This window comes from Dyadobacter sp. SRI_021 (genome assembly GCF_057586235.1).
Genome location: NZ_JBYCZM010000010.1, coordinates 34,885 through 59,369, shown reverse-complemented (window position 1 = coordinate 59,369; position 24,485 = coordinate 34,885). Strand labels below are relative to the sequence as shown.

Genomic DNA, 24,485 nt, shown 5'->3' with positions numbered 1-24,485 from the left:
TTGAATGATTGAATGATTGAATGATTGAATGAACCGCCGTGGAACGGGAATAAGTGAATGAATTTTGAATGAGCAAAGGAGCCGCCTTGGAACGGGGAACGAGTGATTAGATTTATTCAGAAGATTCACAATGACAATACCTGACTATTCTTGACATTCAGTCATTCAGTCATTCAATCATTCAATCATTCAATCATTAAAAACTATACCCCGGATTCTGCTTGATCCCGCTCGGATTGATATCGATCTGCGTCTGCGGGATGGGGAAAATGGCATTGAAATCCTGCACGACCGTAGCTTTGAAATGCGCATTCATCACCGCCACCTCCCGTCCGGTACGCACGAGGTCGAACCAGCGGTGGCCTTCGAATGCCAGCTCCACCTGCCGCTCGTGCTCGATGGCCAGGGCAAATGCCGCCTTGGACAAGCCTGCCGGCAATTCGGCCAGCTTTGCACGCTTCCGCACTGCATTGATGGCATCGTAGGCCGCAGGGGCGGGGCCGTCGGTTGCATTCACGGCCTCGGCGTACATGAGCAGCACATCGGCATAGCGCAATACCGGCCAGTTGTTGTCGGCATCGCCATCGGAGAAGGGTGTGTCCTGAAATTTAAGTGTGTAAGGATCAGCCACATATTTGCCGGTCACATTGTCGGTGTAACCCAATGATAATGAAACATTTTTACGGTAGTCGCCTGCTTCGTAGGCGGCAATGAGATCGGTGGTGGGCAAATGCCGCCCACCGGCAAAGCCGACTTTAATCACCGAGCTACCCGAGTTGCGCGGGGCGAAATTGTTATAAAAACTGCTGCCGGTACCTGTCCCGCCTTTTTTGAATTGTACTTCAAAAAGGGACTCCGCATTGTTCGCATTGGCAACGGGCCAGAGCGCCGCATAATCGTCGAGCAGCTTGTAGGTTCCCGCATCGATCACTTCTTTCAGCTTATCTTTTGCTTTGGCAAAATCGCCGGTGGTGAGGTACACCTTGCCGAGCAATGCCCTGGCCGCACCGCGCGTGGCCCGGCCGATGTCGTTGCCGGAATAGGAAACGGGCAACTTTTGCTCAGCGTCCGTCAGATCGGCGATGATCTGGGCGTACACTTCCGCTTTCGGCACACGGGGCTGGCTGTAACCTTCGTCTACCGATTTGGTTTCGGACAGCACGAGCGGCACGTCGCCGAATGTACGTACGAGGTTGAAATACTGCAATGCACGCAGGAAACGCGCTTCACCGATAAACCGCTGCCGTAACGCATCGTCCATCTGCGCACCGCCGATATGGTCGAGCACGGTGTTCGCGGCGAGGATGCCGCGGTAGGTATCCACCCACATTACGCGGATAATCTCGTTGGTCGAAGCCATTTTGAACTGGTCGAGCTCGGCGTCGGGCAGGTTTCCTCCGCCTTCCCAGTTCATGGTGTTATCCGAGCGCACTTCGGCCACGTTGTAATAGGCGTAGCCGTATTCGCCGGCATTGGCGAGCATTCCGTAGGCGGCCGTGACGGCGGCCTGCATATCGGAGGCGTTTTTGTAAAAGTTGTTCACGTTGGTGGCGTCGATGGGCGCGAGCTCCAGAAAGCCCGAGCAGCCCGAGGCCAGCACGCACAAGGAGCCGAAAATGATGGTATTGAGTTTCATAAGTTCAGGTCGGGTTTAGAATGTCAGGTTCAATGCGAGGGTGAATGTGCGGGCGAGCGGATAGCCGTTGAAATCGACGCCCGGTGTGAGCGAGCTGCTGCCATTGAGGCTCTGCTCGGGATTATAGCCGCGGTAAGGCGTGAATGTGAGCGCATTCTGCACAGAAAGCGTCACAGCCGCATTTTGCAAATACACCGATTTCGAAATGCTTTCGGGAAGGTTGTATCGCAAATTGATATTCCTGATCCTGAAAAACGAAGCATTCTCGACCAGCAAACTCGACACGTAGCTCACATTCCCACCCGTAGGCGCCACGTTCGCACGGGGTGTGCGCCCGTCGCCCGGCTGCGAGGGCGATTGCCAGCGGCCAAGTACGTCTTTTCGGGCGTAGCTGCCGTTTACCAGTCCGATATTCCGGCGGGAGCCATTCAGAAGTTGGATGCCCTGCACGCCATCGCCCAATATACTGAGGCTGAACCGGCCGTAGGAGAAATTGTTGGTGATGCCGTAAAAAAAATCGGGGCTGTTGTCGCCGATAATGGTGACGTCGCTGGGTGTAATAGCGCCGTCGCCGTCGATATCGCGGAATTTGAGGTCGCCCGGGCGCGAGCCATTGGCCCCTCCCACCCTCGGGCTGTTGTCCACATCCTCCTGCGACTGGTACACACCGATCGCATCATAACCCCAGAAGCTGCCGATCGGCGAACCGATTTTGGTAATATGCGTATTAGGGCTGAATGAAGGGCTTTTCGAGATGATCGGGTTACCGGAAGGTCCCAGTTTGACCACCTTATTTTTATTGAAAGAAATATTAAATGCCGTCGACCATTTGAATGCGCCCGTCAGGTTTTTGGAATGAATACTAAACTCCCAGCCGCGGTTGTTGAGCTTACCGATGTTTTGCAGGGCAGTCTCGTAGCCGGTCGAGGCCGGTACGGGCACATTGAGCAGCAGGTCGGTGGTGTTTTTGTTATAAAAATCAATGGTGAAACTCAGCCGGTTGCGCAGCAATGCAAAATCGACGCCGATATCGAACTGGTGCATCATTTCCCAGCCCAGCTGCTCATTGCTGATCGAACTCGGATAAAGCCCGTACACCAGCGAGCCGGTACCCGCGCCGAAACTGTAACGGCGGTTAGAAAGCAGCCCGATATGGTTATAGTTACCGATCGTGTTGTTACCGGCCAGGCCGTAGCTCGCCCGCAGTTTCAGGTCGGTTACCACGTTCTGCGATTTCATGAAATTCTCCTCCGAAAGGTACCAGCCCACGGAAGCCGACGGGAATGTGCCCCATTTGTTACGTGCCCCGAAACGCGAAGAGCCATCGCGCCGCATGGTGGCCGAAACGAGGTATTTGCCCCCATAAGTGTAATTCACCCGCGCCAGCAGCGACAGCAGCGACCATTCCGACGCATAGGTACCGCCGCCCGTCACCTGGCCGCCGTTCAAGGTCGGAATAAGGTCGGTCGGGAAATTGGTGGCATTCAATGCTGCGGATTCTCCGTGTGCTTTTTGGGAGGTAAAACCCGCGAGCAAATCCAGCTCATGTTTGGTATTGAATATTTTCTTGTAGCTCAAAATATTCTCGTTCAGCCAGTTCAGCTCACGACCGGTAGAAGCTATGGCCCTGGCCTGGACCGGCGCAGGGACGCCATTCCAGCCTAAATCAGAGGGATAATAGGCATTTTCACGCGCATCGGAATAGTCCAGACCAAACGAGGTGCGGAATTTGAGGCCGTCGAGCAGCTTCACTTCGGCATACACATTACCTAATGTGCGGAAAACGGTGCGCTTGTCCTTGATTTTGCTGGCAATGGCCACCGGGTTGTCGATCACCCCGATGTTGTACGGCGAGGGGCCGAGCAATGTCGTAAACGAGCCGTCGGGATTGTAAACCGGCACGGTAGGCGGCAACGACAGTGCCGAACCGAGGATACCGCCCGTGAATACCTGGTCCTCGACAGGCAAAATGCGGCTTGTCGCGAACGAAGGCGAGAGGTTCATGCCCACACTCACATTTTTGGAAATATGGTGGTCGAGATTCACCCGTGCCGAATAGCGCTCGAAACCGGTTTTCATCACAATGCCGTCCTGCTTGAAATAGGCCCCGGACATAAAAAACGTCGTTTTATCATTCCCCCCCGAAACCGACAGCTGGTGGTTCTGGATGGCCGCCGTACGGAACACCGCGTCCTGCCAATCGGTACCTTTGCCGAGCGACTGAGGGTTCATGAACATCTCCGGTATTTGCAACGCCGCGGGCCGCACGTCGTTCGGATCGGTGGCCTTGCCGCCTTTGTCTACCCAGGCATTATTGCGGGCTTCGGTGTTATACTCGGCATATTCCCGCGCATTGAGCATATCGATTTTGTTCGCCACCTGCTGGAAACCATAGTAGGTATCGAGCTGCACCATCGATTTGCCCGACTTCCCGTGTTTCGTGGTCACCAGCACTACCCCATTGCTTCCCCGCGAGCCATAAATGGCCGCCGCGGAGGCGTCTTTGAGTATTTCAATGGATTCAATATCGTTGGGATTGATGGACGAAAGCGGGTTGAAATTGCTGTTGAAATCGCTCGAAACCGGGAAGCCGTCGATCACGTACAAAGGCTCGTTGCCCGCGCCTATGGAGCCCGTCCCACGTACGCGCACGGACACGCCCCCACCCGGCGCACCTTTCGTCTGCGCCACGTTCACGCCCGCGATCTGCCCGCCCAGCGCCTGGTCGAGGCTCGTGAGGGGCTGACTGGCCACATTTTTCATCGGTAATGAGGCCACCGAGCCGGTAATGCTGCTTTGCTTCTGGGTACCATAGCCCACTACCACCACGTCGTTTAAAGCCTTGGTGTCGACGGTCATGCCCAAGTTCAGTTCCGCATTGTTACCGACCACGATCTCCTGATTTTTATACCCGACAAAACTCGCGACGATCACCAGCTCGCCGTTCCCTGCCAGCGACTCGGGAATACTCAGGCGGAACTCACCGTTGGAATCGGTAGCTGTGCCGGTCTGCGAGTTTTTGACGATAATGCTCACCCCGGGGAACGGGCTGCCGTTTTCGTCGGTCACACGGCCCCGCACAATGCGGTCGGCGCTGACGGGCAACGGCTCGATACTCCGCCGGTTGAGCTGGATTAACGGCTGCGGCTCGGGAGTGCGACTCGGAAGTACTGTTTCCGTAGCCGGCATTTTTACAGTCTTTTTCAGTACGATATTCCGCTGGAAGATTTTGTAAGAAAGCGGCGTATCCTTGAAAACAGCATTCAAAAGCGCGTCGATCGACCCGTTTTTCAGCTTCACCGACACTTTTTTGGAAGCGGGCAAATCGAGCTCGTCGTACAAGAACAGGTATCCCGTTTGCTGCTCGATGCTCCGCATAGCGGTTTGCAGCGGGACATTTTTGGCTTGAAAGGAAATCTTTTGACTAAACCCGTCCGCGGTTACGTGGGAGAGGGTTACGATGAGCAAAAGCATGATCCTGGTCATAGTCATAAGTGTTTGGGCGACAATATGCGCCCTGCCGCCCGCCGGAAAGCGGGGCAGAAGGTTAATTTTCATAACTTTGTTAAAGTTTAGGAATGGCAAAATGACTTTTTCAGAGAAGCTGGTTGCGCCTGAACTACGGGGAAAATGTTAGCGCATTTTCCCTTTTGTTTTAGCACCGGCATTTCAGGGCGGAATGTGCGGTTTGTTTAGCATGGGGTTTATGAGTTTTAGAGTTTATGAGTTTATGAGTTTAGGGTTTATGAGTTTAGGGTTGAGAGTTATGAGTTGAGGGTTGAGGATTAAAAGTCGGAGGTCGAACTTTAAACTTTAAACTCTAAACTTCAAACTCATTAACTTTAAACCCTAGTCACTATACGCAAACTACGGTTCAACCACAATCGTATTGCTTTGCACACTGCATTTTACGCCGGCATACCGCAGCATTCCCACAATCTCGGAAAGGTTCACATTGCGCGATACCCTGCCTGTGAACTGCCGCACGGGCACCTCGCCACGGTAACTCACCTCCACGTCATACCAGCGCGAGAGCTGCCGCATGACGTCCTTCACACCTGCATTTTTGAAATAAAACATACCTTCTTTCCACGCCACGGCTTCGTCCACCGGCTTGAAGGCCATCTCGATGCGCCCACCGGGCATTAGTGCAGCCTGCTGGCCGGGCCGCAGCAGGGCACGCTCGCTTTGGTTGCGGATGGCTACGGAACCTTCTACCAGCGTCGTTTTCGACACCCGTTCATCGGCATAGGCCATCACATTGAAACTCGTGCCCAGCACCTGCACTTCCGAGCCATTGAAACGCACGGTGAACGGTCTGGCCTTGTCTTTGGTCACTTCAAAATAGGCTTCACCCGTAATTTCCACGCGGCGCTCTGAAGCCGGAAAAACGGATGGGAAGCGAATGGAGGACGACGCATTGAGCCACACCTTGCTGCCATCCGGCAGCTGCACCTTATACTGCCCGCCCCGGGGTGTGGTTACCTTGTTGAAACCGGTCGACGCAACTGACTTTACTCGGCTGTTATACACCACGAGCCCGTCCTCCTGCTTCGTAATTTCTGTATTCCCCTGCCGGGCCACCAGCCCGCTTCCGATACGGTCCAGCTCGATGCCCTTTCCGTCTGCAAGCGTAAGCAATGCTTTATTACCGCCGGGCGCTACATCGTGGTTTTGAATGGTTTCCGTTGCCACCGGCTTTTCTGGCGCATTTCTTCTGATTATCCACAATCCAGCCACCACCGCGAGCACGGCCGCCACCGCCGCATACCTCACCCAAATACCCGCACGCCAATGTCTGCGCTGCCTACCCGCGGCAAGAATGGCGCCCAGCATATCCCGGCTGCGCGACGCATCGAACAATGGCCGCGCGTCGGCCGGTTGAAGCCAGTTGCGTTTCATGGCACCTTCTATCGCGTCATCATGCTGCCCCGACCGGATGTGCCGCATGAATTCCTCCTCCTCTTCGGGCGTGGCCTGGCCAGCGTAATAGCGGTCGAAAAGCTGTTGCAGCCTTTGCGGGTCGTCCTGGTTCATCGATTTAAATCAATTTTCAATCACAGGACAACAGCACCCCTAAAAAAGGGGCTATTGGATTGGAAAATTTTTAAAAGAAAATTTTCAGCACCAGAACCGGGCTCATTTTGGCGCTTTTTCCAATGTAGGAAATGATGGAGGCCGTAGCGATCTGGAGATACTTTTTGACCGTCTCTTTCGACAGCCCCATTTGCAACGCGATTTCATGATAAGACAGCCGCTGGTGCCTGCTCAGCAAGTATACCTGCCGCTGCTGGTGCGGGAGCTGGTCAATCGCCTCGTCGATCAATGCATAACGGTAGTCGTCCGGCTGCTCGGCCTGTCCTTCCTCGGCATCGTCGAGGCCGGTGAATTTCACCCGCTCGGCCGCGATCTTTTTCAGGGCGTTCAACGCCGCGTTTTTGGATATTACAAAAAGGTAGACCGGGAAGTTCTCGACTTCCACAAGCAACTCGCGGTTTCGCCAGATTTTCAGAAAAACGTCATGGACGAGCTCTTCGGCTACTGATTCCGAACGGGTAATGCGGTAAATATGCATTCCCAGTCGCTGGTGATAATGCTCGAAAACCCGCGTAAAAGCCCGCTCGTCCCCCGCAGCGACCTGTCGCAAGAGCGCTTTTTCGTCATTCAATGCGGACCGGTACATGCGTAAATTCGGCAAATGGGTTCGGATATAACTAGTGTACCACTTAAAGCCGGGCTACTCTTAAATCTAATTACCTCCAGTGCACCAAGCCTGCTTTGAAACAGGTACCCAATGAAAGAGACCAAGCTTGCTGATGAAGGATTTCCCCCAACGTGTTATCTGTAATTGCTACCAATTGTATCGCGCATTCTGGTGCGGTTTACATGGATAGCATTCGCCAGTGCTTCTATGCCTCTTTGTTATACCTGCTGCGATAGACCTGGGGTGATAATCCCGTGTGTTTTCTAAATACTTCCCTGAATGCTTTCAGGTCGGAATACCCTACTTCGTACATCACCTCGTTCACGGACTTGCGGGTCGTTTCCAAGTTTTTTTTTGCGGATTCTACCTTGACGCGTTGCGCATATTCCAATGGTGTATTCCCGGTCGCTTTAATAAATCTTCTGTCAAAATTCCTCCTTCCGATAAAAAACCGGGACGAGAGGTCTTCGACCGAGATCTTTTCAGTCAATTGACTTTCGATGTAAGCCTGAGCCTGCCGGACCATTTCATCGCCATGTTGCTTCTGTCCTTTGAAAATAATAAAAGGCGACTGGCTGTGCCTGTCAATTTCGATCTGAAAAACCTTCGAACAAAAAATAGCCGTCTGCCGGTTATAATATTTCTCGACAAGGTAAATGACAAGATTCAAAAACGAATAGGCACCACCGTTGGTGTAAATGCCATTTTCGTCGGTGATCAGTTGTGTAGCTTGCAGCTTCACCTTTGGAAAAAGCGCTTTGAATTTATCGGCATAATTCCAATGCGTTGAACAGCTTTTACCATCAAGGATACCAGCTGAGGCAAGCATAAACACGCCGCTGCACATGGTAGCTATTTCTGCTCCGTGCTTGTACCGTTCCAGGATCCACTCGACAATTTCGATGTTACCGTTTTTCGCCGTTTCAAAGCTGCCATCCAGTGATGGAATGACAATCAGGTCGGTCTTACTAATCTCCGAAAAGCACACATCCGTTTTCAAGGAAAACATACCGTCTGCCAGATCGGCCTTACGGCTCAGGCCAGCTATTTCGACACGGTATGTTCCTTTGTTGCCACTGGCCTCAAAATACTCAGTAGCCCTTGCGAATATTTCGTAAGCACCTGCGATACACGCGACAGTACTCAGGTTAGTCTGGTTATCGGGAGCAATGATGGTAATATGCTTCATGCAGTTTTCCTGCAAAGTTAAGAAAAGCCTCACGTCCAAATCAACCCATCAGAATGTCTATTTCCACCCATATTGAGGTGGGAAATTGTACGTAGTTTTGTCATCGAACTCAAAACATCAACATTAAAAGGATCGACTCATGAAAATTAGGAATTTACTGCTTATGCTATATCTAACCATCGCAAGCCAACTTTCTATGGCACAGACCAACGTATCGGCCCTCGTAAAAGAATGGGAGCGGTCGAAGGCGTATACGATGCAATACCTGGCGGCCATGACGGAGAGTGGGTACGGCTTCAAGCCAACACCTGAAATGCGTTCTTTTTCCGAGCAGATGTTACACCTGGCAGATGCCAATTATGGCCTGGCTTCATCGGCGATGGGTATTCAAAGCCCATTTGCGGTAGGCATTCTGGAGAAAACCAGCGACAAGTCAAAAGCGAATGTAACCCAAGTCGTACTGGCCAGTTATGACTTTGTAATTGACAATTTAAAGGCAATGGCGGACGGCAGTTTGGACGAGTCCGTTAAAATGATCGGAAAATTCGAGATGTCTAAAAGGCTTGCCCTGGCCAAGGCCTTCGAGCATCAGGCGCACCACCGGGGACAGACCACGGTCTATCTTCGCCTGGCAGGCGTTCAGCCACCTCAAGAACTACTGTTTTAAACATCATCAACAAAGGAACACAAGGTATTTTAAGACTTTTCTACAAACTCACCTTTTTCCGAAGCAATCTGATTCCCCCAGGCTAGAATCGCATCCAATACCGGCGTGAAACTCTGTCCGAGCGCTGTCAGACTGTATACCACCTTAATGGGTGGTTTTTCGCCGTAAACCTGCCTGAGAATCAGACCATCTTCTTCCAACTGCTTTAATTGCAGGCTCAGCGTCATTTCAGTGATGCCGGGCAGCTCTTTTCGGAGCTCGCTGTACCGCTTGGCAGCATTCTTTAAGTGGTAAAGGATCACCACCTTCCATTTGCCGCCCACCAGATCCATCGCCAGACTGACCGTGCAAGGATAGAGTACATTACCGACCTTTACGAAATCTCCCTGACATTCAATTTCCATCGCATTTGCTTTTGGTACACCTATCCATTTGGATAGTTATTGCGAAGCTAATAACCTATCAATAGTTTTGCAACTATCATTTTTATAGTACTAAAATTTTTCTTCATAATGAAATCATGAGCAACGATAAACCATTGATAACCATTACGGGTGTGTTGGGAAAACAAGGCCGGAGCGTCGCGCGTACCTTACTCGCCAGCGGACGTTACCGCTTGCGCGGCATTACCCGCAGGATCGATTCGCCCGAGGCGCTCAGCCTGGCCGCACAAGGGGTGGAACTGGTAAATATTCCGCTTGCCCCGGGAAATCAAAACGCCTTCCGCGAGGCATTCAAGGGCTCTCAGGGCGTCTTCCTGCTGACACCCAACATCGTTCCACCAGCCAACCACGAGTTTGAACTGGGCCGCGAGCTGGCCGATGCAGCGGTTGATGCGGGAGTGCGCCACATCGTTTTCAGCAGCCTTGAAAATGTTGATCAAATCAGCGGCGGTAAGCTGTTTGCCCCCCATTTCACTGACAAAGCGCGCATAGAGGCATACATCCGTACCCTGCCCGTCGTCAGTTCATTTATTTACATGGCGTTCTTTTACACCAACCTGATTGAATTGTACACACCCACCCTGCAAGGAGATACGCTCGTTTTTCCGATTTATTTGCCCGAAAATTTTCGCGCACCGTTTGTGGACCCACTCACCGCTACCGGTCCGGCCGTTTTAGAGCTATTCTCTGATCCGGAAAAGTATGCCGGCAAATCGCTACCGGTCATTGGCGATATCATTTCACCGCGGGAACTGGTAGATACCTTCATGCGCGTTACCGGCCGGAAAGCCGCATACATTTCCGCATTTTCAGCGGAGGAATTGCTGACGCATTTCCCTGATTTTGCTTCCAACGAGGATCTTGTACGTGAGATTTCAGGGATGGTTGCATATGCTTTCGAGTATGGATATTATCGCGAAGATCGTGACCTGCAATGGAGCAGGCAAATAGACCCTGGCGCACTTACCTGGGAGCAATTTTTACGGGTTACTGGCTGGAAGGGGGCAACAGTACGCTATTAAAGGGTAAAAAAAAGATCGCTGTTTTCAAATCTTTGCCAACATCTCATAGAATTTCGTCACCGCTTTCTTTTCGTATGCTTCTCTGAGGGAAATAATCATAATGGTTCGTCGCATGTGTTTTCCATCAATAGGAATTCCCACCACGCCAGGGTCGTTTACACTGGTCTCGCTGAGTATGGTGTGCCAATGACCTGTTTTAACAATTTCGAATAGCGTAGGAATGTCGTTTATTTCCATGCAAACATTTGGGGTCAGGTTTTTCTGGCCGAATGACTCCTCAAAAAACTGAATGCTGTTGCTGCCACTGAAAGGCAGGGCCAATGGCAGCCCGGCCACTTCGTCGAGTGATATGCTGTTCTTATGAGCGAGCGGAGAATTTTTGGCAGTTACCAGCACCATATTCGCTTTCAAAAGCGTCTGATATTTGAGATGCGGCTCCCGGAGTTCTTCATGAAACGTCAAAATGAAGTCGAAATGATGCAAATTGAGTCTCTCAAGAAGATCTTTTGTGGTACCAAATACCACTTGAATCTTGATGTTGGGGTACTGGCTTGCGAATTCTATCAGTATTTTGGCAAATAGAATCCGCATGGAGTAAATTACCCCAACAGCGATTTTCCCTGTATTTAAATTTTTCAAATCGCTCAAAAGCAACAGGCCCTCATTGGCTCTGCTTATACTCTGCAAGGCATATTCGCTGAATAACTCACCCGCTTCGGTGAGTTTTATTCTTTTCCCGATGCGGTTGAACAAAGGGACATTCAGCTCTTCTTCCAGTTGCTTGATTTGCTGTGATAGGGTACTCTGACTGATGTTCAGCGCCGCTGCAGCTTCTGTAAAATTCAATAGCTCTTTGGCTTTCAGAAAATATCTGAGCTGGCGTAATTCCATTTTTTCCTAATCGGTTTTTTCGATTGATCCCATCGAAAAATAACGTTTTGCGAATATAGAAAATATTCCAATATTTGCCAACCAACTCAAAATGAACACCTTACTTACCAACCAAAATAATTATGAAATTAAATCTAATGCTCTCATTTGCCTTCCTGACAACTTGCTGCGCTGTGTTCGGTCAGGAAAAACAGAAAGTCGCTACCGGGGAAAAAGGCATAACAAAAGTGTCAGTCATGTACCCTTATGCCGAAGGTAAGACCTTTGACATCGAGTATTATGAAAGCAAGCACATGCCTATGGTAGCAAAGTTTCTAGGATCAAACCTGATTAAATACACCATAGAAAAAGGGATTGCTAGCGGCATTCCCAACCAACCTATGCCCTTCATGGCGATCGGCACATTCTATGTAAATAGTCTGAGCGACTATCAGGCGGCCATCGCGCCAAACAGAGATGCCATTCGAGCCGACTTTTCAAATTACACCAATATAAGTCCCATTATTTTGGTGAGTGAGGTTGTCAAGTAAATTTGCTTCGTGTAGCCGCTCCTGCACGATAACTACGCAGGTTCCCGAGTGGGGGCTAAATAGTCTTCCCCGGTGGTTCTATTCTCTCAAATCTTTCGCTCATGCCGCAGGCTAAAATACTAACGTGAAGCACTTTCCCGAAAAAATCAAAAAAGCAGCGTAGTTTGCAGGGATATAGGATTTCATCGCCCGTATACACACGAGCCGTTTTCAAAGCCCATTTTTTCTAACAAATAAAGCTAAAAAACCTTGAAGTAGGTAAAACGGTGTGCCACAGACACATCGTCCGGAATGGCGCAGTTCACACGATCCAAAAATGAGAATTTAATCACCAGCATTCCCGTCTTTATACCGGAAGTTGTCTATCGCGACGATGAAGATGTCAAGAACCAAGTCCCGGGCATTCTGCCGACATTTCCGCCGGTTCCACCGTAGCCAAATTTTACCGGGTTTGCCGGCATGGAACGCAGACGTGCGGCACAACCTTCGGGTTAAACGACATCCTGGCTTCGGCAATGTCCCTGTACCATTGATAATTATACGGCGCTTCCCGCAGCATTTGTGAAGTTTTTACATTTTGTACCAATAAATAGTAATTGGAAAACAGCGGATAATCGAGGTAATCACCATTGTAATTAAACCGGCCGGAGAAATCGTAGGTGACATCGTAGGTATATGTGCCGCCCACCGGGATATCGATAGTGACCTGCGGCAGATTCTCATCCTTTTCAAGCTCAAAAAAACCTGACCGGCTATCATATTCGCCGATAGGCCTTCCTCCCGATTCAGACACCAGATCCTTTCTCAATATATATTTGTTGGAACCGGCGGGTGGCGGGGCAATGCGTTTAATCGTCACCTTGCCTTGAAGACCTATATAGAAGAACTGACTAATGTAACTTATCACCCAGTCTCCATATTGTGACTCTATAAGTTTCACATCCGGTTGTCCTGGCGTTACTGTTCCATAATACACGGTATCTCGCCTTCCTGAATAGTTATTGACCCGAAAGAAATCTGCTTTTACAAATTCAAATTCACAATTTACGGCGCGCGGAGTGCCATCTATCCGATTGCAATTGGAAACGGGATCCGGAATGTTATGATCCTGGCAGGAAAATGCCATTGCAGTTAGAAAAATAGCCAAAAGCGCCGCCAGTTTTAACAGGGAATAGTGTTTCATTTGAGTGGTGTTTATAATGTGTACGAAATGTAATCGAAAGTTACAAAGAAGTCTTCGATAATTCGACCGCCATCCATCTGAACCATCTACTGACGTTCTTTCGCCTCGAGAGTAACAGGGGTGAAGAAATTAACCAGGTTACCATCAGGATCGCGAAAAAGCAGCGACCGGTTGCCCCATGGCATTGTGGTCGGTGCCTGCACAAGCGCTGGTCCAAGGTAGTCTGCAAGTCGTTCGAAATGCGAATCCACATCGTCGACGCGAAATTCAAGAATGAGCGAACGGTTAGTGGCAGGTGACGCGATGCTGTCGCCACCAAACAACTGCAGCGTTCGCGTGCTTCCAATCGCAAGTACGGCTACCGGTGTGCGGAGCTCTGCAAAATCCTCCGTGTAGCGGACAGCGGAGTAGCCGGTAACCTGCTCGTAAAAATCGACAAGGTGGCCGATGTTGGCGGTGATGATACGGGTCGAAACAAATGTCATAAAAGGGATCGTTCAGTTTTTTAATTCCCAAAGAAATACCCGCCGGTTGACAGCCGTATGTCAGTAGCCACAAAAAACACGCAATATGATTTCTAGCGGGGCTATCGGCTCGCGCGGAAGCAGCTCCCAACTATCATAAAAAATGAACGCCGGGCTGAGCGTCCGGCGTTCATTTCACGTACTTTATTAGTACCCCGGATTCTGAATCAGCTTACTGTTCTTATTCATTTCATCGAGTTTAATAGGCAGGAAGTAGTTTCTGTCCACCCATTTACGCTCTTGCACTTCAATGATCTTATAAGTAGGTTTTGCAGCGGTTGTTTTGTCGGGATTTAACTTGTAGGTTGGTTCAACACCCCGTGCGTTGGAATAAACCTGAGGAGCGATCATCCAGCGGCGAACATCAAAAAAGCGCTGCTCTTCGTAAGCCATTTCAATACGGCGCTCATTCTGGTAACGTTTCATCAGCGCTACACCGGTTTCGGTAATATCGGGCATAGCAGCACGTTTGCGGATCATGTTCAGGTACTTTTTTGCCTCGGCTTCTTCGCCCAGGTTGAGGCATGCCTCCGCATAGTTCAGCAAAATCTCTGTATACCGGATAAATCGCCACGGCACCTCAGATCTGAAAAACTGGGCATCCACTGCCGGATCCATAAACTTTTTCAGATAATACCCTGAATAAGTCCCGTTCCAGTCTTCGATAGGTCCTTTGCGGGTATCAAGCCCGGCCACAACTTCCACTTTCGAAGTCGTCGGGTTCCATTTTTCCCAATAGCCTGTCTGAATGATCCCTTTGGGGTCTTTGTCAATCACATCGGCCGGGCGCTGTCTCCATGATGCGCCTTCGTATAAAATATCGGAATAGAAACGTGAATCACGCCCAACATACGGATCTGCGGCATGCGCCGGGTTCGACCACGAAAATCTGGTACCGTCCTTCATTTCATAATCATCCGCCAGCTGGCCAAGCGGCGTATTGCCTCCCCAGTTATGGTAGCCATTAGGCCCGTTAGAACGCCCCGGCCATGCGCCGTCATTATCCAGTTTCGCCAGGAAGAAACGTACGTGTATATCTTCCGGCGATTGTTTCGAGACAAACATGTCTGCCCTGTTTTTGGAGGCTTCGGCCAGTGTAGCCGGATTGGGCGCGTTCAAACTGTAAATGTTCAGATCCATAACGGCTTTTGCTGCGGCTTTGGCTGCTCTCCACCTTGCAGCCCGGTCACCGCCTTTGTAACCGATCAGCTCCGGATTGGCGTATCCGGGCGCCCAGGTCGGATTAGCATACAAATCGCTGGCCGCATACAAAAGCGTACGTGCTTTAAGAGCCAGGGCAGCGCCCTTGGTAGCGCGGCCCGCGTTGGCAGCAGACTGTGTCAGAGGAAGCAACGCAGCGGCCTTATCACATTCATCCGCAATGAATTTGATACACTCTTCATAAGTGTTACGGGGCATGGAATATTCTTCGCCGAGGCCGTACGCCTGGGTTACCAGCGGCACGCCACCATAAACGGATACCAGATTATGGTACAGATAAGCCCGTACAAAATGCTCCTCACCCATGTACATGTTCTTGGTAGCCGCATCCAGCATGGTAGCGCTTTCAATTTTGCTGAAAAACAGGTTGGTTGCACGGATATTTTTGTAAACATTGTCCCATACAAAATAGCTGGCCCGGTCATAAGCCCAGTCGTTGATATCACTGGCATTAATAAGACCTTTGGTCACATTTACAACAGGTCCCCAAACAGCCATGGACTCATCGCTGTAAGTAGAGAACATCACGTTGTTGAAGCCGTGGCCCAGCCCCCGGTAGGTGTTGTTGATAAACGTTTGGATCAGCGCCGGATCACTCCATACCGCAGTTTCCGAAAACTGGTCCTGCGGCTGCTTGTCAAGAAAGTCCTGATTACAGGAAGTCAAATTGCCAAAGCTGAGCGCCACTGTTAAAAAAGCTACAATCTTTTTCATATATAATGTATTAAAAAGTCAACGATAAACCACCATTTACAACCCTGGAAAGCGGGTAGTTGATACCGCCCGTGTTGTTGTCCTCGGGATCGAATCCCTTCAGACCAGGGCAATAGGTAGCCAGGTTATTTCCATTCACATACAAACGAACGTTCTGTAAGCCCAGACGGCTGGAGAGCCCCGTTGGGAGGGTGTAACCAAATTCCAGGTTTTTCAGCCTGATGTAGTTGGTATTGAAAAGCAGGTGCGTATTTCGCTGTGATCTCCAATATTCGTCGCTTCTGTTGCTTGCACGTGGCTTGGAACCGTTGATGTTGTCGGGAGTCCAGCGATCATCGAAATCTTCTTTCCAGTAGTTTCCGAAATCGCCACTTTCGAGAGACAGGTAACGAAGCGCACCGGTAGCTGCCTGAAACAGGATAGAAAGGTCAAAGCCTTTGTAACTCAGGTTAGCACCAATACCGCCCTGAAAGCGGGGCACATCCGTTTTGTAATTACGGACACGGTCACTCGCATCGATTTTACCATCATTGTTTACATCCTGGAAAATTACGTCTCCCGGACGGGCACCTCCCCAGTGCGGATACGCATCCACGGCAGCCTGGTCTTTGAAGATGCCGATCGCCTGATAATACAAGTCACGGTCCGGATCGAAAGGCGCGTTGGGATCGCTGGGTTTGGTGGGGAGCGGGTGCCCGGTAACCTGCTGGTAGTCGGGACGCCCCGGTGTTTCATCAATGAAGTTTACCTTATTGATCGCATACCCTCCGTTCACAAAGATCGTGTATTTCAGGCCCTTCACATCGCCGCGATAGGACACATTGAAATCAAATCCCTTGTTCGACGTCTTTCCAATGTTTTCGCTTGGAAGCGTCAAACCTGTTGAAGTTGGAACGGATGCGTTCCGTTTCCAAAGCAATCCTGAGCGGCGATAATCAAATACGTCGAAGGTAATATTGATGCGATCATTCAATAAGCTTGCATCGAAACCGATATCGCCCTGGCTGGCTACTTCCCATGTCACGTTGGGATTGGGGATACGGGTTTCTCCCAATGTTTTATTTTCAATATTGGTACCGAACACCATGTTTTGGTTCTGGAAACCGTAGGTTCCCAGATATTGCCATTCTTCAATGCGGTCGTTACCGGTTTGTCCCCACGAGGCGCGAAGTTTGAATTGATTAATAAAGCTTACATTGTCTTTCCAAAAGCCTTCTTCCGAAACGCGCCATCCCGCAGACACACCCGGGAAGAACCCGAAACGTTTTGCTTTGGGGAAAATGTAGGATCCATCTACCCTCCATACAAACTCCATCAGGTATTTCTCCCTGAAACTGTAATTGACACGTCCGAAGTAGTTCAGCCTTGCACTTTGGTAGGCTGTTCCGGCATTGTCCTTCTCCGCATCCCCACCTGCGTTGAGCTGATCGAGGGAAGTCGATACGAAATAACGGCGGAACGCATTGAACTTGTCGCCATTACCGGTTCTCTTTTCAGTACCCACCAGGAACTTTACCATGTGGTTGGCACCAATGGCTTTCTCGTAATTAAGATAACCATTGAGCAAAATATCCTGCTTGTCTTCCGTATACTCGGTAAGGTTAGGATCGCCTACCCCTTTCTTTCCACGTACCAGTATAGGCTGCCCATTCGCATCAAGACTGGTCCCATCCCAGGAATTGAGATACCATGGAGTTTGAAAACGCTTTCTGAAATTGAACCCTTTATCAACCCCGGCATTACCCGTGAATGAAAGTCCTTCAATCCAGGGAATTTTGACATTCAATTGCAGTGTACTGTTCAAGACATACCACTTATCGCGGTCGTATCCGGTTTGGTTGGTACTCACCACGACAGGGTTATTTCCATACTCGATATCCGGCCCCGTAGCGCCGTTTGGCCAGTAAGCGGGCATATTCGGCTTGCCCCTCATCACCATCCATAATATATCTCCCGCTGATCGCGTAGGATAGTTTTTATCTTCCATACGGCCTGATACATCGAAGCGCAGACTGATATTCTTGGTGATAGTCGCATCGAGGTTTGTTCTGAAATCATGCTGCGTGTACTTGGTCGCACTGTTCTTGTAATATCCATCCTGGGTTTTGGTACCCAGCGAGACAAAATAGCGCACGGCCTCGCCGCCACCTGACACAGTAGCGTTGTAAAAGTGCTGGCCCGACCAATTTTTGTAGATTTCGTCGAACCAGTCCGTATTCGGATATTTCCATGGATCCGAACCATCGGCAAATTTGGCAATGTCCTCGGAAGTATACCGGGGCGGACGGTTTCTATACAGATCCACCTCGTTCAATGCCTGTGCATACTCCGATGAATTCGTCATTTTAGGCAGGATGGTAGGCTGACTGAAACCCTGATTGGCATTGAAGGTAATGGTAGGTTTTCCGGTTTTACCACGTTTGGTGGTGATCAGAATAACCCCGTTTGCGGCCTGAGCGCCATAAATCGCAGCAGAAGCGTCCTTCAAAACCGAAATCGTTTCGATACTGTTGGGGTCAATGCGATCCAGCGAACGACCTGGGATACCATCCACCACCACAAGGGCATCGTTGTTCCCCAACGTGTTCATCCCACGGATACGGATGGTAGATCCGTCTTGTCCTGGTTCGCCGCTTCGTGAAACCAGCGTTACCCCTGGCAGACGTCCGGCAAGACTGTTACTCACATTGACGGCCGGAGATTTTACAACCTCAGATCCCTTCACGGTTGTTACGGAACCGGTTAATGTCTCCTTCTTCTGCTCTCCATACCCTACTACAACCACCTCACTAAGGGCCTGTGAATCGCCCACCAGCGTCACATCGATGGAATTCCTTGTGCCAACTATAACTTCCTGCTTAACAAAACCAACGTAACTATATACGAGGATCGCCTCTGCATTGGGAACTGCGATTGCGTATTCTCCGGAAGCATCCGTGGTAGTACCTGTGTTTGTCCCTTTTACAAGGATACTTACACCGGGCAGCGGGGTTCCGTTTTCCTCGGTAACTTTTCCCTTCACAGTAAGATCTGCTTGCAAAAGGGCTGTTTTCATTTCGGGCAGCCCAGCGGCTTGAAGCGGCAAGGGTTGGCTCACGAGCAGAGCCATAGCCAGGCACACACCTGCGGGTGGGCATAGCTGTTTTAGGTAAAGCGTTTTGATCATAGATTTCAATTAATACATGGTTTAGAATACCGTCATTTCAGGGCATAAGGATTCCTCCCGACCGAAAAATCGGCCGTTGCCTTCAATGGAGTTTAGATGCTGTTAGTTTTTTTTAGTCATAGGCAAAAGGTTAGAAACAGGAATAGATGAATACGTTGAAACACAGATCTTGCTGATAGGGAAATGTGATAGTATTAATGAACAGTAGCCAGAAGCGGCTCAAAAGTGGGTTTAATAATGGAAATGCACCGATTCGCATCTCTGTTTGGCGAGAATGAAACATTAGTGTGGATAATAATTAATCGATAACCGGTGTGAGTAAGTAACATTATCGGAAGTGAAAGATGTTTGACAAAAACACAACACTATCATCCGCGACAGATCAGGACTACTCCCTCCATTAAAGGGAGACAAATCGTCTCGAATGCCTCTTTACGGGTCATATTTCGTTCCCTGTAAGCCATTTACAGCGCCCGCAAAAAAGCTATATATATTTTTTACACAGATATAATTAATCGGATAAGCATTAAATTACTTTTCTCTATCATTTCAAGATAAGGAGTGACGATAGCACGCAGAACAATCGATTTTACAGCACAATTTTAAAGTGAAACAGCACCAAAAATACTTCTATATTTGATTGATTTAGACTGTATTTTGATATTATACAAGATTTAAGACAATTCCATAGAAAAATATTACCAAATAGTGCAATCACAATGATTTGTTATTTTTGCATAATTCAATAGCCGGATACTGCCATCAGTTCTAGAATTACAACATCGAGCCGAGATAGGAGCACTGGGTTCACCAGCTAGCTGTAAAAGCTCCTGATATAGAAATATACTCAGGCCAATAGATTTTTTGGAAAGCAATTCCGATAGGTTAATTTATCCTTGAAAATTCGTGGGTCTATTTTCATCATTACACCTATTTTGACCCGAAACGAGTGGAGAGTTTTAGTTGTCCGGCGCTTAGCTTGATGTGCGCCTATTAGTCGATGAGCATATCATTCGTCTTCACAAATGTTATCATTCATCTAAATAATTTAGCTATTGGTCGAAATGAATTCAATAACTTTTCACAAAATTTTCAGGACCAATATGAAATTACTATAATTGAATGCGGTTAATCGTATAGATTAAGCGTTGTAGTAAGATGTTGCTTAATCCCCTCCCGGTCTTCGGGGGGATGATTTTCTTCTCATCCCGATCAGGAAGTGGTTGTCCCGGCAAAATAAATTGGCCGGAGTAAATCCCCGGCCAAGATTAATTGTTGTATCTAAAATGAGGCCCCGGATGATAAACCAGAGCCCCAGGTTGCCTTATGCGCAAATCGGGCTATCACAACCCTCCCACGTTACATTTACTGTTTGAGCAGCTTGATGACTTTGCTTACGCCACCCATACGTAATTTGATTAAATGCATGCCAGGCCGCAGAGTCTGACCGACCAGGGTTCCGTCTTTCCCCTCCCCGCTTTCTACTTTCCTGCCTGCCGCATTATAAATTTCATAACTGAATTCAGAAGATGCCCTGATCTGGAAGAATTGGGAAGATGGATTAGGATAAGCCATTGCACTTGGCTCAAATTCCACCGATTCCGGTCCTGCCAATCGGGAAATGCCTGCCGTGCTTACCTGTTCGAGCCGGAATTGCTGGTTGGTGCCATTGTTGCACGCCCATTGCTGAATGAGTGCTCCATTAGCTGTGGAAGCAGCTGCCACGTCGAGACATTTACCGCTATGCCGGGCCTTGATCTGGTAATAACCGTCTCCTGAATCCATCAACTGAAACTGTTGGTTGGTACCTGCGCCGGTCGTCCACTGCTGCACTTTCGCTCCGTCATCCGTAGAAAACCCACTGATGTCCAAATTTTTGCCACTGTGAACGGCCTTTAAAGTATAATATCCGCTTCCATTGGCTGTCACTACCCAATGTTGGTTAGCGCTGCCACTGCCAGGCCACTGGTCCACCTGCGCGCCATCAGCGGTAGACGCGCCGACGACGTCCATCAGTTGATTGCTATGCCTTGCGATAATGCGGTAAGTTGCGCCGGAAATAACCGAAGCTGCATTTTGTATATCTCCGTAAATAATTCCCCGACCGGCTCCTCCCAGGTACAACCTGCCGTACACACGCGGATCGCCGGTAATGGTGGTAACCGTGCCATACTGGTGCTGGGCATCGTTTATACGTGTCCAGGTGGCCCCGCCGTCGTCCGACCGGTAGAAGCCGGAAATGCCGTTCACGGTGCCGACGATAAAGACTGCCGGATAAGTTTTCCCCGGAGCTGCTTTTCCGAATGAAACCGCCGTAGCATTTTGTACGCTGCCCACCTGCGTAAAACTGGTGCCGGAGTTCGTGGAACGATACACCCCATTCGGATTGGCGAGCCAGATGTCGCCTTCCGAGCCAAAAACGGTGCGGATTCTGGTTAACCATGCCTGATAATCGGGAACCGTCGGCAGGCCGGTCGCTTGTATCGAAAAGGAAGTTCCCCCGTTGGTACTTACCCAAATCCTGCCATTCACAGGGTCGTATGCATAGAATTTCTGAGAATTCACCCGGTCGGAGATGGGCTTTAAGTTGGCTGGCACACCACCGCAGGCCGTCCAGGATGTTCCGCGATTGGTAGAGACATACATTGCGGAAGCCCCCTCGGGAGCCCACACAATCCTGTTGCCATCGGCGGAAACTGCGATATTGCCACCACCGGTTGTGCCGGAAGGTACGCTGGCAAACGACGTCCAGGTACTGCCGCCGTCGGTGGAATAGGAGCCGTAGTTGCCACCGGAATTGTTGTAGGTACGGGCCATAAAACCGGGAACGCTCTGCGCAAAATCGATACTGAGGCTGGTGCCATACTGGGGCGATAAGCGACCGCCGGATGGCGAAACATCCAGGTTATCATGTTTGAAACCGTCAATATCACCCAGGGCGCTCAAAAGCGGGGCACCGGCAGGCGGGCTGATCAGCTCTAATGCGGCAGTTTCTTCCAATCCTTTATTCTGAAATATCCAGTTAGTCGGGCTCGCACCGAGATTGTTCGAGTTGTAGACCCCGTAACCCGTTACAAACCAGGCGTTATTAGCATTGAACGGATCTATCTCTACGTCACCCAACCAGTGGGGATTCATGGAAGCCGCATAAGGAGCCAGAGCATGATCCCATGTAGCATTCGTAAGCAGCGCGGTCCAGTTGCTGCCGCCATCTGTCGTGCGAAGAACTTCATCGCGCGGCCACCAGCGGCCCAATGTACTTACGATCACATGATTGGCATTCTGAGCGTCGACGGAAATGCCCCCGTACCCCCCTTGTCCGGCAGGTGGGGATATATTGGTCCATGCATTACTGGCCGGATTCAGCTTCCACACCGCTCCGGCGCCGACATTATTCGGACCGCTGGCGTCAGAATAGGACAGATAAATAATACCGTTCGAAGCCCGGGCCGCCTGATGCGGCATCAGATTGGTTGGCTGGCCGGAGACGGCCGTCCACGTAACTCCGCCGTCCGTACTCTTGTATAGGTTGGTACCTGTCTGCATGACGCCCACGTAGATCGTTTTCGTCGCTGTACCGGATGAACTACTGCTTTTATCAAACAGTACGAAGGAAATACCGCCCGAACCAACCGGACTGGAACTGACCGGAAAGCTGGTGACTTTGCTCCACGTAGATCCGTAGTTGGTGCTTTTCCAGAGTCCGTCTGTGCTGGAACCCAGGAAGAGGACGCTTCCCAGGTTCGGGTCTACCTGTAGACGTTCACCGGCTGAGCGCCCGTTTTCGTTCCCTCCGAGTTTAATCGACAGGTTGTTACGTGTCCACGTCGCTCCCTTGTCGGTCGACGAATAGACTGCTCCTGTTGCGCCCCATGACTGCGTGTAAAGGCCTGTTGCCATATACACCCTATTGGGGTTTGAGGGATCGGTCGCCATACTGACCACGCCATAATCATCGCTGGAAGCAAAGCTATCTGAGAGCGGGATCCATATTTTATTAGCGGCATCCCAGCGATAAGCTCCTCCTATGTCCGTGCGCGCATAGATCAGGTTTTGCTGGGTAGTGCTATAGATAATACCCGTCACAAATCCCCCGCCCAGTATCTGAACGTTTTTCCATTTGTACGTCTGAGCAAGCAGCGTGGTTGCCGAAACGAATGTCAGCCAGCAACAGACCACTAATGTCAATTTCATGACGGTTCGTACTATTCCCTTGCTACTACTATTTTGATTTACATCTTTGCCTCCTTTGCGAAACCTCGCAAATTGCTCCGACGGGGCTTGATTTTGGATCAGCTGATGGCTGTGTGTTGGTTTCGTTGAGTAAGTTTTGTCCATATGCATGTGTTTAAGTGATTGCTAAATAGTTCAGATGAACCGCGGCTTTGACCTCATATCCATGTTCACTCCTAAATCCGGGAACGGCGCGCTCGCATCCGGTCAGAGTGGTACAATAACGAGGATTCATTGCATCAAAGGTAGATCACTAACAGTCTATGCATGGGTACGAAATAGTCCAAATAAGGGGGCTAAAAAGTCCATAATGGTATTAATTAGCCAAAAAATGAAAAAAATTTAATTTTTACCGGCTAGGGCAGCTCTGAAAAGCGGGACACATTTTCAGACATTCTAATGCAAAGTGAAAGCTCGGAAACCGATGAGACTCGTGGAGGTTACGATGGTGAGCGGCCGGTCGGCCCCGGCAATCAGTTAAAAGTCTGACGAAATTCCAGCGGCGATAAATTCGTCTTCTTTTTAAAAAGCGTGCTAAAAGATTGTGCGTGCTCAAAGCCCAGGGCATAGGCGATCTCGCTGACCGAAAGACTGGTGGTAGAAAGTTTTTCTTTGGCTTTTGCGATCAGTTTCTCATGAATATGCTGCTGCGTATTCTGCCCTGTATGAATTCGAAGCAGGTCGCTCAGGTAGTTCGGCGACAGATTCATCCGTCCCGCAATATATTGTACCGTGAGCAAGCCGTGAACGTCGCTGTTATAATAGTCATCGATCAGCTGCTCGAACCTGGTCAGCAGATCCGAATTATTATTCTTGCGGGTCAAAAACTGCCTTTCATAAAAACGGTTGGAGTATTTCAGCAGACTCTCAATCTGCGTCAGAATGATATCCTGGGTATATTTATCGATATGCCGGCACTCCTTATCAATTTTATGGAGGATCGTGATCAGGTCATCTTCCTCGTCGGCCGACAGGTGCAGCGCTTCGTTTACTGCGTAATCGAAAAAACCATATTGGTGAATATTATTTGCCAGCGGATGCTGTAAGAGGAAGTCCGGGTGAAAGATCAAAAGATAACCGGACCCGCATTCCATATTTTGCAGGTCCAGTTGTTGCACCTGGTTAGGCGCGGTAAAACTTAATACTCCTTTGTCGTAATCATAGTGTTGTTGTCCGTACCGGATCTTGCCTCTGGCATCGCGTTTGAGCGCCACGCAATAAAAGCGGTTAACAAAACCTTTCCAGATATCGTCTTCCAGAAAAACACTTTCCGCCAAGTTAATTATGCTTACCAGCGGATGGCGAGGTTCGGGCAATGATAGCAACCGGTGAAATTCCGATATAGAGTTAATGGCGTTCATA

General features: G+C 49.7%; 16 protein-coding genes. 3 read left to right on the top strand and 13 right to left on the bottom strand.

What is annotated here, in order from left to right; genetic code table 11:
* Positions 1 to 196 precede the first annotated feature (196 nt).
* From AC2YIT_RS25580 to AC2YIT_RS25560, 5 genes are all read right to left on the bottom strand, one after another.
* Positions 197 to 1,636 carry a RagB/SusD family nutrient uptake outer membrane protein gene (locus tag AC2YIT_RS25580; RefSeq protein ID WP_487281078.1) on the bottom strand — a complete coding sequence of 480 codons (1,440 nt, stop codon included), beginning with the start codon at positions 1,634 to 1,636 and terminating at the stop codon, positions 197 to 199.
* Between the two features lie 15 nt (positions 1,637 to 1,651).
* Entirely contained in the window at positions 1,652 to 5,194 is a 3,543-nt protein-coding gene (locus tag AC2YIT_RS25575) for a TonB-dependent receptor (RefSeq protein WP_487281077.1), read from the bottom strand.
* A gap of 309 nt (positions 5,195 to 5,503) precedes the next feature.
* The gene (locus AC2YIT_RS25570) at positions 5,504 to 6,673 is read right to left on the bottom strand and encodes a FecR family protein (RefSeq protein WP_487281076.1); all 1,170 of its coding nucleotides are present in this window, start codon (positions 6,671 to 6,673) and stop codon (positions 5,504 to 5,506) included.
* 70 nt (positions 6,674 to 6,743) lie between these two features.
* Positions 6,744 to 7,334 carry an RNA polymerase sigma factor gene (locus AC2YIT_RS25565; protein ID WP_487281075.1) on the bottom strand — a complete coding sequence of 197 codons (591 nt, stop codon included), beginning with the start codon at positions 7,332 to 7,334 and terminating at the stop codon, positions 6,744 to 6,746.
* A 211-nt stretch (positions 7,335 to 7,545) separates the two neighbouring features.
* The gene (locus AC2YIT_RS25560) at positions 7,546 to 8,529 is read right to left on the bottom strand and encodes a GlxA family transcriptional regulator (protein ID WP_430846498.1); all 984 of its coding nucleotides are present in this window, start codon (positions 8,527 to 8,529) and stop codon (positions 7,546 to 7,548) included.
* Between the two features lie 196 nt (positions 8,530 to 8,725).
* On the opposite strand from AC2YIT_RS25560, the gene AC2YIT_RS25555 reads away from it, so the two are divergent.
* The gene (locus AC2YIT_RS25555) at positions 8,726 to 9,196 is read left to right on the top strand and encodes a DinB family protein (RefSeq protein WP_487281074.1); all 471 of its coding nucleotides are present in this window, start codon (positions 8,726 to 8,728) and stop codon (positions 9,194 to 9,196) included.
* A gap of 29 nt (positions 9,197 to 9,225) precedes the next feature.
* Here AC2YIT_RS25555 and AC2YIT_RS25550 read toward each other — a convergent pair whose 3' ends face one another.
* Positions 9,226 to 9,600, bottom strand: coding sequence for a winged helix-turn-helix transcriptional regulator (locus tag AC2YIT_RS25550; RefSeq protein ID WP_487281073.1), 375 nt, complete (start codon positions 9,598 to 9,600; stop codon positions 9,226 to 9,228).
* 116 nt (positions 9,601 to 9,716) lie between these two features.
* On the opposite strand from AC2YIT_RS25550, the gene AC2YIT_RS25545 reads away from it, so the two are divergent.
* On the top strand, positions 9,717 to 10,661 hold the full coding sequence (locus AC2YIT_RS25545; RefSeq protein WP_487281072.1) for an NmrA/HSCARG family protein: 945 nt from the start codon (positions 9,717 to 9,719) through the stop codon (positions 10,659 to 10,661).
* A 24-nt stretch (positions 10,662 to 10,685) separates the two neighbouring features.
* Here the strand turns inward: AC2YIT_RS25545 and AC2YIT_RS25540 are convergent, their stop codons facing one another.
* Positions 10,686 to 11,552 carry a LysR family transcriptional regulator gene (locus tag AC2YIT_RS25540; RefSeq protein ID WP_430846494.1) on the bottom strand — a complete coding sequence of 289 codons (867 nt, stop codon included), beginning with the start codon at positions 11,550 to 11,552 and terminating at the stop codon, positions 10,686 to 10,688.
* A gap of 122 nt (positions 11,553 to 11,674) precedes the next feature.
* Here AC2YIT_RS25540 and AC2YIT_RS25535 point away from each other — a divergent pair, with 122 nt between their 5' ends.
* Complete coding sequence (locus AC2YIT_RS25535; RefSeq protein ID WP_487281071.1) at positions 11,675 to 12,082, top strand: EthD family reductase; 408 nt, start codon at positions 11,675 to 11,677, stop codon at positions 12,080 to 12,082.
* A gap of 442 nt (positions 12,083 to 12,524) precedes the next feature.
* On the opposite strand, the gene AC2YIT_RS25530 is transcribed toward AC2YIT_RS25535, so the two are convergent.
* From AC2YIT_RS25530 to AC2YIT_RS25505, 6 genes are all read right to left on the bottom strand, one after another.
* Positions 12,525 to 13,265 (bottom strand): hypothetical protein, encoded by a 741-nt coding sequence (locus AC2YIT_RS25530; protein ID WP_487281070.1) that lies wholly within the window; start codon positions 13,263 to 13,265, stop codon positions 12,525 to 12,527.
* 86 nt (positions 13,266 to 13,351) lie between these two features.
* Positions 13,352 to 13,750, bottom strand: a complete 399-nt coding sequence (locus AC2YIT_RS25525) for a VOC family protein (protein ID WP_430846488.1) — start codon at positions 13,748 to 13,750, stop codon at positions 13,352 to 13,354.
* Positions 13,751 to 13,936: 186 nt separating this feature from the next.
* Positions 13,937 to 15,724, bottom strand: a complete 1,788-nt coding sequence (locus AC2YIT_RS25520) for a RagB/SusD family nutrient uptake outer membrane protein (protein ID WP_487281069.1) — start codon at positions 15,722 to 15,724, stop codon at positions 13,937 to 13,939.
* A 10-nt stretch (positions 15,725 to 15,734) separates the two neighbouring features.
* Positions 15,735 to 18,890, bottom strand: coding sequence for a SusC/RagA family TonB-linked outer membrane protein (locus tag AC2YIT_RS25515; protein WP_487281068.1), 3,156 nt, complete (start codon positions 18,888 to 18,890; stop codon positions 15,735 to 15,737).
* Positions 18,891 to 20,255: 1,365 nt separating this feature from the next.
* Positions 20,256 to 23,084 carry an RICIN domain-containing protein gene (locus AC2YIT_RS25510; protein WP_487281067.1) on the bottom strand — a complete coding sequence of 943 codons (2,829 nt, stop codon included), beginning with the start codon at positions 23,082 to 23,084 and terminating at the stop codon, positions 20,256 to 20,258.
* A 512-nt stretch (positions 23,085 to 23,596) separates the two neighbouring features.
* On the bottom strand, positions 23,597 to 24,484 hold the full coding sequence (locus AC2YIT_RS25505) for a helix-turn-helix domain-containing protein (RefSeq protein ID WP_430846480.1): 888 nt from the start codon (positions 24,482 to 24,484) through the stop codon (positions 23,597 to 23,599).
* Position 24,485: the final 1 nt, after the last annotated feature.

Bases quoted from the DNA above. Each gene is read 5' to 3' on its own strand.
- AC2YIT_RS25570 (WP_487281076.1), bottom strand. From the start codon at position 6,673: ATGAACCAGGACGACCCGCAAAGGCTGCAACAGCTTTTCGACCGCTAT.
- AC2YIT_RS25525 (WP_430846488.1), bottom strand. From the start codon at position 13,750: ATGACATTTGTTTCGACCCGTATCATCACCGCCAACATCGGCCACCTT.
- AC2YIT_RS25520 (WP_487281069.1), bottom strand. From the start codon at position 15,724: ATGAAAAAGATTGTAGCTTTTTTAACAGTGGCGCTCAGCTTTGGCAAT.
- AC2YIT_RS25555 (WP_487281074.1), top strand. From the start codon at position 8,726: ATGGCACAGACCAACGTATCGGCCCTCGTAAAAGAATGGGAGCGGTCG.
- AC2YIT_RS25515 (WP_487281068.1), bottom strand. From the start codon at position 18,890: ATGATCAAAACGCTTTACCTAAAACAGCTATGCCCACCCGCAGGTGTG.
- AC2YIT_RS25530 (WP_487281070.1), bottom strand. From the start codon at position 13,265: ATGAAACACTATTCCCTGTTAAAACTGGCGGCGCTTTTGGCTATTTTT.
- AC2YIT_RS25580 (WP_487281078.1), bottom strand. From the start codon at position 1,636: ATGAAACTCAATACCATCATTTTCGGCTCCTTGTGCGTGCTGGCCTCG.
- AC2YIT_RS25560 (WP_430846498.1), bottom strand. From the start codon at position 8,529: ATGAAGCATATTACCATCATTGCTCCCGATAACCAGACTAACCTGAGT.
- AC2YIT_RS25510 (WP_487281067.1), bottom strand. From the start codon at position 23,084: ATGAAATTGACATTAGTGGTCTGTTGCTGGCTGACATTCGTTTCGGCA.
- AC2YIT_RS25575 (WP_487281077.1), bottom strand. From the start codon at position 5,194: ATGAAAATTAACCTTCTGCCCCGCTTTCCGGCGGGCGGCAGGGCGCAT.
- AC2YIT_RS25540 (WP_430846494.1), bottom strand. From the start codon at position 11,552: ATGGAATTACGCCAGCTCAGATATTTTCTGAAAGCCAAAGAGCTATTG.
- AC2YIT_RS25535 (WP_487281071.1), top strand. From the start codon at position 11,675: ATGAAATTAAATCTAATGCTCTCATTTGCCTTCCTGACAACTTGCTGC.
- AC2YIT_RS25545 (WP_487281072.1), top strand. From the start codon at position 9,717: ATGAGCAACGATAAACCATTGATAACCATTACGGGTGTGTTGGGAAAA.
- AC2YIT_RS25505 (WP_430846480.1), bottom strand. From the start codon at position 24,484: ATGAACGCCATTAACTCTATATCGGAATTTCACCGGTTGCTATCATTG.
- AC2YIT_RS25550 (WP_487281073.1), bottom strand. From the start codon at position 9,600: ATGGAAATTGAATGTCAGGGAGATTTCGTAAAGGTCGGTAATGTACTC.